Raw genomic sequence first — 16,027 nt, forward strand, 5'->3', positions numbered from 1 at the left:
GAAAGGTAACAAGTGCTCGACGTCAACTTTTTCGACGAACTGAAGATCGGTCTGGCGACAGCCGACGACATCCACAACTGGTCATACGGTGAGGTCAAGAAGCCGGAGACGATCAACTACCGCACGCTCAAGCCGGAGAAGGACGGCCTGTTCTGCGAGAAGATCTTCGGCCCGACCCGTGACTGGGAGTGCTACTGCGGTAAGTACAAGCGCGTCCGCTTCAAGGGCATCATCTGTGAGCGCTGCGGCGTCGAGGTGACCAAGGCCAAGGTGCGCCGCGAGCGCATGGGCCACATCGAGCTGGCCGCCCCGGTCACGCACATCTGGTACTTCAAGGGTGTGCCGAGCCGGCTGGGCTACCTGCTCGACCTGGCGCCGAAGGATCTCGAGAAGATCATCTACTTCGCCGCCTATGTCATCACCGCGGTCGACGACGAGCTCCGCCACAACGAGCTCTCGACGCTCGAGGCGGAGATGGAGGTCGAGAAGAAGGCCGTCGCCGATCAGCGCGACGCCGACCTGAACGAGCGTCAGCAGAAGCTCGAGCAGGACCTCGCCGAGCTGGAGGCCGAGGGCGCCAAGGCCGACGTGCGCCGCAAGGTGCGCGACGGCGCCGAGCGCGAGATGCGTCGTATGCGCGACGCCGCTCAGCGTGAGCTCGACGGTCTCGAGGAGATCTGGGACAAGTTCGTCAAGCTCAGCCTGGGCGATCTCATCATCGACGAGAAGCTCTACCGTCAGCTCGAAGAGCGCTACGGCGAGTACTTCCAGGGTTCGATGGGCGCCGAGGCGATCAAGAAGCTGCTCGAGACCTTCGACATCGACGCCGAGGCCGAGTCGCTGCGCGAGACCATCCGTAGCGGCAAGGGCCAGAAGAAGCTGCGTGCGCTCAAGCGACTCAAGGTCGTCGCGGCGTTCCAGCAGTCGGGCAACTCGCCGCTGGGCATGGTCCTCGACGCCGTGCCGGTGATCCCGCCGGAGCTGCGTCCGATGGTCCAGCTCGACGGTGGCCGCTTCGCGACCTCCGACCTGAACGACCTGTACCGCCGTGTCATCAACCGCAACAACCGCCTCAAGCGTCTGATCGATCTCGGTGCGCCCGAGATCATCGTGAACAACGAGAAGCGGATGCTGCAGGAGTCGGTCGACGCACTCTTCGACAACGGTCGTCGCGGCCGTCCGGTCACCGGACCGGGCAACCGCCCGCTCAAGTCGCTGAGCGATCTACTCAAGGGCAAGCAGGGTCGTTTCCGTCAGAACCTGCTCGGCAAGCGCGTGGACTACTCGGGCCGTTCGGTCATCGTCGTCGGTCCGCAGCTCAAGCTGCACCAGTGCGGTCTGCCGAAGCTGATGGCTCTCGAGCTGTTCAAGCCGTTCGTGATGAAGCGTCTGGTCGACCTGAACCAGGCGCAGAACATCAAGTCCGCCAAGCGCATGGTCGAGCGTCAGCGCCCCGCGGTGTGGGACGTCCTCGAAGAGGTCATCGCCGAGCACCCGGTGCTGCTGAACCGTGCACCGACGCTGCACCGCCTCGGTATCCAGGCCTTCGAGCCGCAGCTGGTCGAGGGCAAGGCCATTCAGCTCCACCCGCTGGTGTGTGAGGCCTTCAACGCCGACTTCGACGGTGACCAGATGGCCGTGCACCTCCCGCTGTCGGCGGAGGCGCAGGCCGAGGCGCGCATCCTGATGCTGTCGTCGAACAACATTCTGTCGCCGGCGTCGGGCCGTCCGCTCGCCATGCCGCGTCTGGACATGGTGACCGGCCTGTACTACCTGACCACCCTCAAGGAGGGCGCGGCGGGCGAGTACACCGCGGCGAACGGCGACGACGTCGAGCGTGGCGTCTACTCGACCCCGGCCGAGGCCATCATGGCCGTCGACCGCGGCGTGCTGACCGTGCAGTCGCGCATCAAGGTGCGCCTGACCGACCAGCGTCCGCCGGCCGACATCGAGGCCGAGCAGTTCCCCGACGGCTGGAAGTACGGTTCGCCGTGGGAGCTGGAGACCACGCTGGGTCGGGTGCTCTTCAACGAGCTCCTGCCGATCGAGTACCCGTTCGTCAACGAGCAGATGCCGAAGAAGCGTCAGGCCGTGATCATCAACGATCTCGCCGAGCGTTACCCGATGATCGTGGTCGCCCAGACCGTCGACAAGCTGAAGGACGTCGGCTTCTACTGGGCCACCCGTTCGGGTGTCACCGTCTCGATGGCCGACGTGCTCGTGCCGCCGCAGAAGGCGGAGATCCTCGACAAGTACGAGGAGCGGGCCGACGGTCTGGAGCGCAAGTTCCAGCGTGGTGCCCTCACCCCGGACGAGCGTCGTGACTCCCTCGTCGAGATCTGGAAGCAGGCGACCGAAGAGGTCGGTGCGGCCATGGAGGCGCACTACCCGGACGACAACCCGATCCCGATGATCGTGAAGTCGGGTGCGGCGGGCAACATGACCCAGATCCGCTCGCTGGCGGGCATGAAGGGTCTGGTGACCAACCCGAAGGGTGAGTTCATCCCGCGTCCGATCAAGTCCTCGTTCCGCGAGGGTCTGACCGTCGCCGAGTACTTCATCAACACGCACGGCGCCCGTAAGGGTCTGGCCGACACCGCGCTTCGTACCGCCGACTCGGGCTACCTGACCCGTCGTCTGGTGGACGTCTCGCAGGACGTCATCGTGCGTGAGACCGACTGTGGCACCGAGCGTGGCATCACCACGACGATCGCCGAGAAGCAGGCCGACGGCACGCTCATCCGCGATGCGCACGTCGAGACCTCGACCTACGCCCGCACGCTGGCGCAGGACGCGGTCGACACCGACGGCAACGTCATCGTCGAGCGTGGTCACGATCTGGGCGATCCGGCCATCGAGGCACTGCTGGCCGCGGGCATCACGCAGGTCAAGGTCCGTTCGGTCCTGACCTGTGGGACCGGCACCGGTGTGTGCGCGATGTGCTACGGCCGTTCGATGGCCACCGGCAAGCTCGTCGACATCGGCGAGGCCGTCGGTATCATCGCGGCCCAGTCGATCGGTGAGCCCGGTACCCAGCTGACGATGCGTACGTTCCACCAGGGTGGCGTCGGTGACGACATCACCGGTGGTCTGCCGCGTGTCCAGGAGCTCTTCGAGGCCCGCGTCCCCAAGGGCGTCGCGCCGATCGCGGAGGTCTCCGGCCGGGTGCGCCTCGAGGACGACGACCGCTTCTACAAGATCACCCTCATCCCGGACGACGGTTCGGAAGAGGTTGTCATCGACAAGATCTCGAAGCGTCAGCGTCTGCGCGTGTTCAAGCACGACGACGGTTCCGAGCGGCTCCTCGCCGACGGTGACCACGTCGAGGTCGGCCAGCAGCTCATGGAGGGCTCGGCCAACCCGCACGAGGTGCTCCGCGTCATGGGTCCCCGTCAGGTGCAGATCCACCTGGTCAACGAGGTCCAGGAGGTCTACCGCAGCCAGGGTGTGTCGATCCACGACAAGCACATCGAGACCATCGTGCGTCAGATGCTGCGTCGCGTGACGATCATCGACCACGGTTCGACCGAGTTCCTGCCCGGTTCGCTCGTCGAGCGCGCCGAGTTCGAGGCGGCCAACCGTCAGGTCGTGACCGAGGGCGGCGAGCCCGCCGCCGGACGTCCGGTGCTGATGGGTATCACCAAGGCCTCGCTGGCGACCGAGTCGTGGCTGTCGGCGGCGTCGTTCCAGGAGACCACGCGTGTCCTGACCGACGCGGCGATCAACAGCCGCAGCGACAAGCTGATCGGTCTGAAGGAGAACGTGATCATCGGTAAGTTGATCCCGGCCGGTACCGGTATCAACCGCTACCGCAACATCCAGGTTCAGCCGACCGAAGAGGCACGCGCCGCGGCGTACGCGGTGCCGTCCTACGACGACACCTACTACAGCCCGGACGGCACCTTCGGTGCTCCGGCCGGCGCTGCGGTGCCGCTGGACGACTACGGATTCTCCAACGACTACCGGTAGTCGGGTTTCGTAGCAGAACCGAATACGACGACGGCCCCGCACTCGATGAGTGCGGGGCCGTTTCGTCGTGCGCCGGGCACCTAACGGGCGTCGGGGCGCTCCGCGTCGAGCCGTAACCCGGTGAGCAACAGTTCGAGACCGGCACGGAACTGGTCGATGTCCTCGTGGCCGTCGAACTCGTCGACGATGTAGTGCATGAACGGGTATTCCGCGCGGTCGAGCGCGCGCCACTGGTCGGCGATCGAACGCAGATAGTCGCCGGCGGCGACCGTTCCGTCGATGACCTCCTGCGGCGGATCCTGACCGAGGTCCGCGGCGACGCCGATGACGTAGCCGAGGATCGCGGACACCGCATGAAAGCAGCGCCGGGGGGACAGATCCAGACGCATCACCTGTCGGCCCAGGCGCTCGTAGAAGAGCAGGGCGTTCGACTGGACCGTCGTATTACGCATGAAATACGCAGCGAGCCAGGGGCGCTCGGCGATGGCGGCGAACAGGGTCTCCGCCATCGTCCGGATGTTGTCGATCGGATCGGCGTCGGTGCCGATCCCGTCGAGCGCGGTGAGCACTCCCGCCAGCACGTGGTCGGTGGCGCGGTCGAGGAGTTCGTCCTTGTTCGACACGTACCAGTAGACGCTTCCCACGCCGCCGCCGAGACGGGCGGCCAGGGCCCGGAACGTGAGGGCGGCTTCGCCGGATTCGTCGAGGAGTTCGACGGCCGCGTCGACGACAGCCTCGAGTGAATGCGTCACGCGACGCCGAGTGCCGCGCCGTTCGGGGGTCATGACGTCTATCCCATCACACCGCGGGACACGCACTTGCTCCGACTCGAACAACGTTCTAGTCTCGAACTATGTTCGAGAACCGAACAACGTTCGATGAAAGGAGGTGTGGAGATGATCCCGATGCTTCAGTCGTCCCCGGCCCGGTCGTATACATCCCTGCGTGCCGCATGGATTCCTCTCGCCGCCCTGTGTCTGGCCTTCTTCGTGGAGATGGTCGACAACACGCTGCTCACGATCGCTCTGCCGACGATCGGTCGTGATCTCGGTAGTGGTACGACCGCCTTGCAGTGGGTCACCGGCGCCTACTCGCTGACGTTCGGCGGGCTGCTCCTCACCGCGGGTTCGGCTGCCGACCGCCTGGGCCGACGCCGGGTCCTGCTCGTCGGGCTCGCCGCGTTCGGGATGTTGAGCCTGTTGGCGATCGCCGTGCATTCCGCGGGGGAGCTGATCGCCCTGCGTGCCGCCCTCGGTGTCTGCGCCGCAGCCATGGCGCCGATCACCAACTCCCTGGTGTTCCGCCTGTTCGACGCGGACGAACTGCGGATGCGTGCGATGACGCTGATGATCATCGTCGGGATGAGCGGCTTCATCCTGGGGCCGGTACTCGGCGGGACCGCGCTCGCCCACGTGAGTTGGGAGTGGCTGCTGGTCGTCAATGCCCCGATCGCGCTCCTCGCATGGATCGGGGTGCGGCTCGGCGTGGCTGCCGATCGCCCCGAGGGTCTGACCGGTGACGCCCTCGACCTGCCGGGCGCGGTCCTGAGCATCACGACGATCGGTCTGGCCTGCTATGCGCTGACCAGCGGAGTGGAGCACGGATGGGCGTCGATCGTCACGGTGGGATGCGCGCTCGGTGCCGTCCTCGCGCTCGTCGCCTTCGTCTGGCACGAACGTCGCACCGCACAGCCGATGCTCGACCTCTCGGTCTTCTCGTCCGGCACGGTGCGCGGCGCTGCGATCGCCCAGATCGGGACCTCGATCGCGATGGCCGGTGTCATGTTCGGATTGATCCTGCATTTCCAGTACGCCTACGGGTGGAGCCCGGTGAAGGCCGGACTCGCGAACCTCCCGATGATCGTCACCATGATCGCGGCGACACCGATCTCGGAGGGTCTGGCTAAGAAGTTCGGTCACCGGATCGCGTGTCTCGTCGGCGCAGTGCTGCTCGCCGGCTCCCTGGTCGGCCTGGCCTGGGGCGTCGAGCACGGCTACCTCGCCATCGCGCTGTTCATGGTCACCCTCACGATCGGTCTGCGCACGGTCATGACGATCTGCGCGGTCGCCCTAGTCGACGCGATGCCCGAGAACCGGACCTCGATCGGTGCCGCGCTGAACGACACCGCCCAGGAGGTGGGGACGAGCGTGGGGACGGCTGTGGTGGGCACCCTCATCGCGGTGCTCGTGACTGCGACCCTGCCGGCCGGGGTGTGGAGCAGCGATCTGGTCGCGTCGTTCTTCGCCGGGGAGCGGATCACGTATGCGGCTCTTGCGGTGGTCGTCGGTCTGATCGCCGGATGGGGTGCCCTGACCCTGACCGACTCTCGGACGGCGGAAGAGCCCCACTAGAAGGGGACGTCAGCGCACGGGAAGTGTGGTGATGGTGCGGGTGTCGAGCAGCAGGTCGTAGTAGCGGCCGCCGGGATAGTAGGTCGCGGTGACGGCGTCGGCCACCATGTCCGACGACCAGCCGGTGGCCAAGGTTCGGAGGACCCGGCCGTTGCGGGGGCGCGGGACGGCCAGTTCGGACAGTTCGCCGATCAGATCGGTCGACTCGCCTTCGGCGTCGATGTGGATCCCGGTGACCAGCCGCGAGCCGAGGAACGTCTGCCGCGTCGTCCGTTGGAGGACGGACACACCCTGCCCGAAGTTGTTGGAGACCGACGGCTGCGACGCGATCACTCGGATCGGAAGCCGATCGGCGCCGAGAGATGCTGCGGCGGAGGCGAAGTTGACGCCGAAGAACGAATTCACGGGGTCGAACAGCATGAGTCCGGCGAGCCTGCGGTAGGCGACCGGGTCGGCGCGGCGGAGCGCGTCGGCGGCCACGACGACGAACTCGCCGCCGGCCGAATGTCCCGAGAAGATCATCCGGTAGGGCATCGTGACGTCGGTCCGTCCGGCGGCGTCTCGCGCTCGCACAAGGCTGTTCGCCAGCGGGCTGTCGAGGTCGCGCCCCGACCCGAAGACTCCGCCGATGGTCCGGGCGAAGGCCGAGTTGTCGGCGATGTTGTACGCGACCGCGCACCCGCCGAGGTTGACCGAGTCCAGCGTCGGGCTCACGACCAGGAACCCGTCATCGGCGTACGCGCGGGCCACGCGGTCGAGGTTGGCCGCGGTGCGGGAGAATCCGTGCTGCAGCCAGACGAGCGCCGACGGCTGCCCGGGTGGGAAATACCAGCGGGCCGCGACCCGGACGGGCTTGCCCGCACATTCGGTGGCGATGTCCGACGACTCGACGACCGGGCCGCCGGTGCCGGGCGCGGCGGGGGCCGCTGGTGGCGTGGCACCGACGAGCACCATCGCCGCAAGCGTTGCGATCAGGAACCAGCGGAACCATCTCCCGGACATCCGGCCAGTCTAGGGCCGGCCGGATGACGCGGTGCCTGGTTTCCGCCTAGAGCTTGCGCTTGACCAGCTTCCCGGTCGGCGTGCGCGGCAACGTGTCCCGGAAGATCACCTCGCGGGGCAGCTTGAACTTCGCGATCCGCGGGCGCAGATGGTCCAGGAGCGCGTCGGCGAGATCATCGTCCCCGCTCTGGCCTTCGACGGGTTGCACGACGGCCGTCACCCGCTCGCCGAGGTCGGGGTCGGGCACGCCGATGACGGCGGCGTCGAGCACCGCCGGGTGGGCGAGCAGCGCGTCCTCGATCTCCCGCGGATAGATGTTCACCCCGCCCGAGATGATCAGGAACGAGTCCCGATCGGTGAGGAACAGGTGACCCTCGTCGTCGACATATCCGACGTCGCCGGTCGTCGTCCACGTGGGGTGGTCGGGATGCTGTGCGGCGCTGGTCTTCTCGGGATCGTTGTGATACTCGAACGGAAGCGTGTCCCGTTCGAAGTAGATCGTGCCGATGGTCCCGGCGGGCACCTCGGCGCCGCTGGCGTCACAGACCCGGATCGTGCCCAGCACCGCCCGCCCCACCGTCCCCGGATGCTCGAGCCACTCCGGTGTGTCGACGATGGTGAGACCGTTGAGTTCGGTGGACGAGTAGTACTCGGAGAGGATCGGGCCCCACCAGTCGATCATGGCCCGCTTGACGTCGACCGGGCACGGTGCTGCGGCGTGCACCGCGACCTTCAGACTCGAGGTGTCATACCGTGCGCGCACCTCCTCGGGCAGGCGGAGCATGCGGACGAACATCGTCGGCACCCACTGGCTGTAGGTGACGCGATGCTCCTCGATCAGCGCGAGCGCGCGTTCCGCGTCGAACCGCTCCATCACGACGACGGTGCCGCCGAGCGCCTGCACCGATGCGCAGGTCCGAAGCGGCGCAGCGTGATACAGCGGCGCGGGCGACAGGTACACCGTGTCGGGTCCGACGCCCCACACCGAGGCGTTCATCGCTGTCATGGTGTCGCCGGGCTCGTCGATCTGCCGGTTCGGCAGCTCGGGCTTGATGCCCTTGGGGCGGCCGGTGGTGCCCGAGGAATAGAGCATGTCCGCGCCGCGCGGCTGGTCCATCGGCGGCTCGGTCGGCTGCGCCGACGCGGCGGCGTCGAGGTCGTCGTGACCCTCGATCGGCCCGGAGTAGGCGAAACGCGTCTCGACGCCGGGGATGAGCGGGATGAGCTCGACGCCGAGGTCGTCGAGCGCGGCGTCGACGATCAGTGCCTTGGCGCCGCAGTCGGTCACGATGTAGGCGCTCTCGGCCGCGGTGAGGTGCCAGTTCACCATGGTCAGGTAGAGGCCTGAACGCATTGCCGCCCAGTAGATGTCGAAGATCCGGGCGGTGTTGGTGGCGAGCACCGCGAGGTGGTCGCCCGGGCGTAGGCCGCGGTCGGCCAGGGCCCGGGCGATCTGGATGGACCGGGTTTCCAGCTGCGTGAACGTGACCGTTTCACCAGAGTCGGCCATGATGACCGCGGGGTCGTGCGGTCGGGTGGAGAGGTGGGCTCCGGGGTACATCAACACTCCTCGTGCATGAGTGGGGTCGGTCGATCTAGTGCAGGTAGTCCTCGCCGCTGGCGCGCACCGTGACGTCGGACAGGCTGATGCCCCAGGGCTGATCGATGACGTGCACGACGGCGTCGGCGAGGTCGTCGGGCTTGATCAGCCAGTACTTGATGGAGTCGATGTCGGTGAGTTCGGCGGGTAGGTCATCGTTCATCAGAGCGGTGACGTGCTCGCCGTAGGAGGCGGCGCGTTGGCCGACGAGGCCCATGATCGCGGTGTCGTTGACGATCCAGCTGGCGAGGTTGGTGCCGGTGATGCCGGTGGGCTTGACCGTGGTGACCTTGATCTTGCCCTTGGCCTCGATGCGCAGGGAGTCCGAGATGGTGGTGACCGCGGCCTTCGTCGCGCTGTACACGCCCGACCCCTCGATGCCCGCGTTGCCGTAGATCGACGAGATGTTGACGACGTGGCCGCGCCCCTGGGCGATCATCTGGTCGTAGACGGCCGAGATGCCGTTGACGACGCCCTTGATGTTGATGTCGATGGCGGCGTGCCACTTCTGCCATGCGCGTGCGTGATCGGCGAAGTAGGCCAGCGGCATGACGCCTGCGTTGTTCACGAGCACGTCGATGGCGCCGAACTTCTCGACGGCGGCAGCGGCGGCCGCGGCGACCTGCTCCATGTCGGTGACGTCGGCGACCTGGGCCAGCGCCGAACCGCCGGCCGCGCGGATGCCCTCGACGACGGTGTTGACGTTGTCGGCGTTGACGTCGACTCCGACGACATGGGCACCGGCCGCGGCGGTCTTCTCCGCGATGAGCTTGCCGAAGCCGCTACCGGCGCCGGTGATGACGATGACCTTGTCCTTCAGGTATTCGGACATGGGTGTACTCCGTTCAGAGGTGAAAACGATTGCGGGAGAGTAATTCGCGGTGATCAGACGATGTCGACGGCGTCGAGGACGCCGGCGACGTGCTGACGGTCGCCGCTGATGGTGACCGCCGACCGCCAGGCGCTGCGGGTGGTGCCCCAGCGCAGGAAGTCGGTGGCCGAGGACGTGGCGACGTCGGCCGGGAGGTCGGTGGTCTCGCGGACGGTGACGATGGTGCCGGCGGTGTCGCGGTCGAGGACGAACGAGCGGTCGGTCGCGCCGGTCAGGCGCAGACCGATGGGCCGTTCGAGCGTGGGATACAGTGCGGCGCCGTTCATCTGCGGCAGGCCGGCGATCATCCAATCGATGGCGGGGTCGATGGCCGCGCTCACCGACACCTCGGCGGAATCCAGCGGACCGAACGGTTGCATCAGGTCGCTGGTCAGGTGCACCAGGTGATCGAAGGCGACGGCGTCGCTGAGCTGACGCAGCCGGTAGGTGCCCAGGTCGAGCATGTCCAGCGGCTGGTCCCGCAGGTCTTCGCCTTGCAGCGCCGACAGGGTGGCGAGACCGGCCTCCGACTGTGCGCGGTGGTAGTCGACGGCCTGCGCCGACGTCCAGTCGGCGCGCTCGCGCACCGCGGCGTCGTTGAGCCGCTCGGACTTTCCGCTCGGATTGTCGGGGAAGACCAGGTTGGGGTCGGCGATGAAGTTGAAGAAGAACCCCATGTGGGTGACGACGTCGTGCACGCGCCATCCGTGGCACGCGCTGTCGGCCGCCCAGTCGGCGGGCGTGAGCCGGTCGAGCAGGGCGAGAGTGTCGTTCACCAGGGCCTTGGCAGCGGTGACTCCGGCATCGGACATGGCCGATCGCCTCCTAGAAGAATGATGTGGGAGAAGTTTTGTGGGAGAGAGTTGAGTGAGGAGCGGTTGCTCAGCCCGGCAGGAAGATCGACTTCAGGTTCTGGTAGGCCGCCAGTCCCTCGGGGCCGAGTTCACGGCCGATCCCGCTGGCCTTCACGCCGCCGAACGGCGAACCCCAGTCGAGGTTGAAGTAATTGACGCCGAAGGACCCGGTCTCGACGCGGCGGGCGACGTCGACGCCGCGGTCGGGGTCCGACGTCCACACCGTTCCACCGAGCCCGTACGACGAGTCGTTGGCCAGGCCGATGGCGTCGTCGAGGTCGTCGTAGCGCAGGACGGTGAGCACCGGGCCGAAGACCTCCTCGCGGGCGATGGTGGCCGAGTTGTCCACGCCGCCGAAGACGGTCGGCTCGACGAAGAACCCGCGGTCCAGATCGGACGGTCGGCTGCCGCCGGTGGTGATGGTGCCGCCCTCCTCGCGAGCGCTGTTGATCATCGCCAGCACGCGGTCGCGGTGCCGACCACTGGCGAGCGGACCCACCGCCACGGACTCGTCCATCGGGTCACCGACCGGCAGCGACGCGCACATCGCACTGATGGCGTCGAGGTACTCGTCATAGCGGCTGCCGGGCACCAGGATTCGGGTGGACATGTAGCAGGTCTGGCCGGTGTTGAGCAGCGAGGCGGTGGCGAGGCCGCCGACGGTCTGCTCCAGGTCGGCGTCGTCGAGCACCAGGGCGGCGGACTTGCCGCCGAGTTCGAGGGTCACCGGGCGGATGAGTTCGCCACAGACACGGCCGATCTCGCGACCGGCCGGGGTCGAGCCGGTGAACGCGACCTTGTCGACGTGCGGGTGCGACACCAGGTGGCGGCCGATCTCGCTGCCGCCGTTGACGATGTTGAGGACGCCGGCGGGCAGTTCGGCGGCGATGGCCGCCTCGGCGAGGACGTAGGCGTCGAGGCTCGTCTCGGGGGAGGGCTTGAGGACCACGGTGCAGCCGGCGGCCAGCGCGGGAGCGATCTTGAACATCGAGAGGATCGCGGGGAAGTTCCACGGCGCGATCGCCCCGACGACGCCGATGGCCTCGCGGCGCACGATCGTCGTCCCGGGCAGCGGCTGGCTGGTGCGCGTCTCCTCCACCGGGGTCGACTCGACGAGGTCGGCGTAGTAGCGCAGCAGCTGGACCGGCGCGGCGCCCTCGGCGAACCGGGCCAGCGCGATGGGCATGCCGTTCTCGGAGGTCACCGCGGAAGCGCGGTCCTCGGCACGCTTGTCGAGCTCGTCGGCGAACCGGCGCAGGTGTGCGGCGCGGTCGGCGGGGGACAGGTCGCGCCAGCCCGATGACCGGAAGGCGGTCCGGGCGGCTGCCACGGCGGCGTCGACGTCGGCGGTGGTCGCCTCGGGGACCGAGCCGAACTCCTCCTCGGTGAGGGGCGAGATGACCGGGATCGTCGCCGAGCCTGACGGCGCGCGCCAGCCGCCGTCGATGAAGAAACTCGTGCGAACCGATTCGATGGTGGTCATCTCGTACTCCCTTGCTGTGTCAGCCGTCGAGCGTCCGGCCGTGTGTGTCCATGATCACTCCTCGAACCGGCTGATTTCTTGACATCTGATGACGACTATTTGACAGTTGAGACCATGGCCGACCTGATCTGCGCGTCGTCGCTCAGCCAGCTGCCCGAACTGATCGAGGAGTTCGACGGCGACGCCCGCTCGATGCTGGCGCGCGTCGGCATCGACCCGGCTGTGGTCGGTGCCTACGACCGGTTCGTCCCGTTCACCGCGCTGTCCACGATCATTGGCCTGTGCGCCGCCGAGTTCGGCGTGCCCGACTTCGGTCTCCGTCTGGCCGCCCGGCAGGATCCCGACATCCTCGGGCCGGTGGCGATCGCGGCCCGCAACGCCGAGACCATCGGCGACTCCTTCCGGCAGGTCACCGAGTTCGCACACGTGTACAGCCCGGCCATCACCGCGCAGCTGCACTACGGCGAACGCGAGGTCGCCTACGAGTTCGACACGGTGCTCAAGCGGGTGCCCTACCGCCCGCACGTCGTGGAGCTCGCGATGGGCGTCACCCGCTCGACGTTCCAGATGACTCTTGGGCACGATTTCCGGGCGAACCGGATCACGCTCGCGCACCCCGCCATGTCGGAGCCGCGGGTGTACGCCGAGTACTTCGGCTGTCCGGTGGAGTTCGAGGCGCGGGCCAATCTGGTGGTGTTTCCGCGCGGGGTGATGCAGCAGACGCTGCGCCGGGTCGACGCCCTCGCCTATGACGTGGCGATCCGGTTCATGACGGGCCACGACCGGGAGACGGCCTTCGTCGACGCGGTGTCGCAGCTCATCGTGCGGGCGCTGCCCGCCGGCGCCGCGACGCTCGACGCGGTGTCGAAACTGCTGATGATGCATCCGCGCGCGGTGCAGCGGGGCCTGGCCGACGACGGCGCGACCTTCGAGCAACTCGTCGACGACGCCCGCCGCGATCTCGCCGTCTCGCTGCTCGCGAATCGTGGTGTGCCGCTGTCGGCGGTGGCACGTCAGATCGGGTACTCCGAGCAGAGCACGCTGACCCGGAGTTGCAAACGCTGGTTCGGGATCCCGCCGCTGGCGAAGCGACGTGAGCTGAGCGCAGCCGGTCTCGGCGAGGCCGGGCGTCAGGTATCCGGATTCACCGCGTCATCGGGGTCCATGAGATCGCTCGGGTCCTCGATGCGTACGTCGTAGTCGTCCCCGAGTCGCCGGGCGACCTCGTCGATCAGCCGGCGGGCGGCGTCGTCCATCACCCGGACGTGGGTCAGGTCGAGAACCACCGACTCGGTGTCGAAGCCCTCGCAGGCGCGGCTGGCGACGATCTCCGCTCCCGCGAAGCGCACATCGCCCTGTAGTTCGACGACGGTCGCGCCATCGCGTTCGGTCACCGATCGCAGCGCGGGCCGACCGGTGGGGGCCACGTGCATCATGTGCAGTTCCATGTCGCGGGACAAGCGCTCGAAAACCGCGACGCCACGCACGCTGTTGCCCTGTTCGTCGAGCCGCGGCGACCACACCGCGAGCCCGACCTGACCGGGCAGCACGCCCAGGATCGCGCCGCTGACACCGCTTTTCGCGGGGATTCCGACGGTCGCCATCCAGCTGCCGCTGCCGTCGTACATGCCGCAGGTGGCCATGACCGACAGGACGTGCCGGGTGATCCAGCCTTCGATCAGGCGCTCGTCGTCGCCCGTCGACAGCCCGCCGTTGGCGAGTACGGACCCCATCACCGCGAGGTCGCGGCAGGAGACCCGAATGGAGCACTGGGCGGCGTAACCGTCGACGACCTCATCGGGTTCGCAATCGAGTTTGCCTGCCGACCGCAGCAGATATGCCAGCGCAGTGTTGTGGTCGTCGGAGGCGAGTTCGGCGCGGTGGACGTCCTTGTCGACCGTGACGCGGCGGCCGGCGAGGGTGCTGACGAGATCGATGACGCGGTCGGTCCGGTCGGTCGCGTCGGTGCCGTCGATCAGCCCGTGGACGGCGACCGCGCCCGCGTTGATGAGGGCATTCCGCGGCCGCCCGGTCTCCGCCTCGAGTGAGATCTCGTTGAACGCATCGCCCGACGGTTCGGTGTCGACGCGTTCGAGCACCGTGTCGAGCCCTCGGTCCCGAAGTGCGAGCGCGTAGGCCGGGACCTTGGAGATGGACTGCAGGGAGAACTCGTGGTCGGCGTCCCCGGCGGTGTACACGGTGCCGTCGATCGTGGCCAGCGCGATCCCGAACGACGACGGATCTGCCTGCTCCAGTTCGCGATTGCCCGCCGCCACCTCACCGCCGTCGTCGTCGCGGCATTCGTGCAGGACACGTTCGAGGTAGTCCTCGATGGGGGAGCGCATATCCCACGGTAGCCACTCCGGGTCGGCGGGCTCAGTTCTGGCGGTACGGCATGTACTGCACGGACCAGGAATTGCCGTCCGGATCGGCGAAGTACACGAAGTGGCCCCAGGCCTGCTCGTCGACCTCGCCGGGGTCGACGCCCGCCGCGAGCAGTTGTTCGCGAGCCTCGTTGATGTCGGTGACGACGATCTGCAGTCCCTTCACCGACCCGGGTTCGGCGTCGGTGAGCCCCTTGCCGAAGGCGATGGAGCATGCGGACCCGGGCGGGGTGATCTGGACGAAGCGGATTTCGTCGGAGACGACGTGGTCGTGGTCGACGTTGAAGCCGATCTTCGAGTAGAAGTCCTTCGCGCGGTCGACGTCGCTGACGGGCAGGATGACGAGCTCGAGTGTCCAGTTCACGGTTCCTCCTGGGGTTGTGGTGTGACACCAGCCTCTCAGGAGATGCGGACAGTTACGGTCCTTATTCGACGATGTTCACCCGCCGCACCCTGAGGAGGCCCGGAGCCTGCGGAGGGCCGTCTCGCCCGCACCCTGAGGAGGCCCGGAGCCTGCGGAGGGCCGTCTCGCCCGCTCCCTGAGGAGGCCCGGAGCTTGCGGAGGGCCGTCACGAAGGGTCCGTGTGTCTTGTGTCAGCGCGTCGTCGGATCCGGTGCCGGTCAGGGCGAGTCACCGCGCGGATCTCTTCGAGGACCTCGTCCCACCCGTAGAGGACGTCGTCGTAGGTCAGTCGCATGGTCATCCACCTGTGGATCATCGTCTTCCGATCGCGTCGGCGGTCGTTGCGGAACGCGTCCGCGTCGGAGTGGTAGGAGCGCCCGTCACACTCGATGAGCAACGACCCGGTCCGCAGATCCGCGTGTTCGCGACCACCGATCGACGGTTGGACCTGCACGCCGAACCCGGCGGCGACGAGCCGTAACCGGGCGACCGACTCGGTCCCCGACTGCGAACGTGCATCGCACCGCTCGAACATCGCCGCCACCGTCCGTGCGACGCGCCCCATGTCGGCTTGGATGTCCGGGATCGTCCACTCGCTGGTGTTGAGAATCGAGTCGACGACGGCGATCCACTCCTCCGCCGCGAGACACCTTGCCGCGCAGCCGATCGCCAACGGGATCGGATCGACGGCCGTCCGCACCGGCAACGGTTGTCCGAATCCCCGGCACCAGCGGAACGGACCGCTGGGCCGTGGCGTGGACTTCATGTGCTTGCTCAGGCGGACATGGGTCTCGCTGTGGCCCGGCGGAATCCAGATCCCGGGGTTGCCGTGCACCTGATGAAAACGCAGCGCGCTGACGCAGGACAGCGCGCCTCCGGCGCTCACCGCCGCGACCGCACTCGAGTCGGCGCCGGATGCGCGAACCCACCCGTAACCGAGCGAGGTCAGCCTCCCGGCGCGCCGGGCTTGTTTGATGCCGTCCGCCGTCCAGCCCATCGCGGTCAGTTCGTTCAACCTGAAGACGCCACAATCGGAGCTCATGCCTGCTTTGACGCAGCGGAGGGCCATCCGGTTTCATCCGGTTCGGCCGATGCTCGCGATTTTTCGTC

12 protein-coding genes are annotated in these 16,027 nt (G+C 67.6%); 3 read left to right on the plus strand and 9 right to left on the minus strand.

The genetic code is table 11. The features are described 5' to 3' along the window. The first annotated feature begins 12 nt into the window (after positions 1–12). Positions 13–3,969: a DNA-directed RNA polymerase subunit beta' gene (locus BCM27_RS06105; protein ID WP_004023377.1), complete on the plus strand. Its 3,957-nt coding sequence runs from the start codon at positions 13–15 to the stop codon at positions 3,967–3,969. Positions 3,970–4,049: 80 nt separating this feature from the next. Here the strand turns inward: BCM27_RS06105 and BCM27_RS06110 are convergent, their stop codons facing one another. Further along, on the minus strand, positions 4,050–4,754 hold the full coding sequence (locus BCM27_RS06110) for a TetR/AcrR family transcriptional regulator (RefSeq protein WP_004023378.1): 705 nt from the start codon (positions 4,752–4,754) through the stop codon (positions 4,050–4,052). A gap of 111 nt (positions 4,755–4,865) precedes the next feature. Between BCM27_RS06110 and BCM27_RS06115 the strand changes: the two genes are divergently transcribed. Beyond that, a complete protein-coding gene (locus tag BCM27_RS06115; protein WP_004023379.1) occupies positions 4,866–6,320 on the plus strand; it encodes an MFS transporter in 1,455 nt (484 codons plus the stop codon). 9 nt (positions 6,321–6,329) lie between these two features. Here BCM27_RS06115 and BCM27_RS06120 read toward each other — a convergent pair whose 3' ends face one another. The 5 genes from BCM27_RS06120 to BCM27_RS06140 form a co-directional block, all read right to left on the minus strand. Further along, positions 6,330–7,322: an alpha/beta hydrolase family protein gene (locus BCM27_RS06120; RefSeq protein ID WP_004023380.1), complete on the minus strand. Its 993-nt coding sequence runs from the start codon at positions 7,320–7,322 to the stop codon at positions 6,330–6,332. A gap of 46 nt (positions 7,323–7,368) precedes the next feature. Beyond that, positions 7,369–8,883, minus strand: coding sequence for an acyl-CoA synthetase (locus tag BCM27_RS06125; RefSeq protein ID WP_004023381.1), 1,515 nt, complete (start codon positions 8,881–8,883; stop codon positions 7,369–7,371). A 34-nt stretch (positions 8,884–8,917) separates the two neighbouring features. Then, a complete protein-coding gene (locus tag BCM27_RS06130; RefSeq protein ID WP_004023382.1) occupies positions 8,918–9,754 on the minus strand; it encodes an SDR family oxidoreductase in 837 nt (278 codons plus the stop codon). 53 nt (positions 9,755–9,807) lie between these two features. Further along, a complete protein-coding gene (locus tag BCM27_RS06135) occupies positions 9,808–10,605 on the minus strand; it encodes a maleylpyruvate isomerase N-terminal domain-containing protein (protein ID WP_004023383.1) in 798 nt (265 codons plus the stop codon). Positions 10,606–10,675: 70 nt separating this feature from the next. After that, entirely contained in the window at positions 10,676–12,130 is a 1,455-nt protein-coding gene (locus BCM27_RS06140) for an aldehyde dehydrogenase (protein WP_004023384.1), read from the minus strand. 114 nt (positions 12,131–12,244) lie between these two features. On the opposite strand from BCM27_RS06140, the gene BCM27_RS06145 reads away from it, so the two are divergent. Then, positions 12,245–13,330 (plus strand): AraC family transcriptional regulator, encoded by a 1,086-nt coding sequence (locus BCM27_RS06145; RefSeq protein WP_004023385.1) that lies wholly within the window; start codon positions 12,245–12,247, stop codon positions 13,328–13,330. Here BCM27_RS06145 and glsA read toward each other — a convergent pair. From glsA to BCM27_RS06160, 3 genes are all read right to left on the minus strand, one after another. Further along, positions 13,261–14,475: a glutaminase A gene (gene glsA, locus BCM27_RS06150; protein ID WP_004023386.1), complete on the minus strand. Its 1,215-nt coding sequence runs from the start codon at positions 14,473–14,475 to the stop codon at positions 13,261–13,263. The genes BCM27_RS06145 and glsA overlap by 70 nt on opposite strands. Positions 14,476–14,506: 31 nt before the next feature. Continuing rightward, a complete protein-coding gene (locus tag BCM27_RS06155) occupies positions 14,507–14,878 on the minus strand; it encodes a VOC family protein (RefSeq protein WP_004023387.1) in 372 nt (123 codons plus the stop codon). Positions 14,879–15,083: 205 nt separating this feature from the next. Continuing rightward, complete coding sequence (locus BCM27_RS06160; RefSeq protein WP_033206459.1) at positions 15,084–15,959, minus strand: endonuclease domain-containing protein; 876 nt, start codon at positions 15,957–15,959, stop codon at positions 15,084–15,086. Positions 15,960–16,027 lie beyond the last annotated feature (68 nt).

This window comes from Gordonia terrae, from assembly GCF_001698225.1.
Classification (GTDB): Bacteria; Actinomycetota; Actinomycetes; order Mycobacteriales; family Mycobacteriaceae; genus Gordonia; species Gordonia terrae.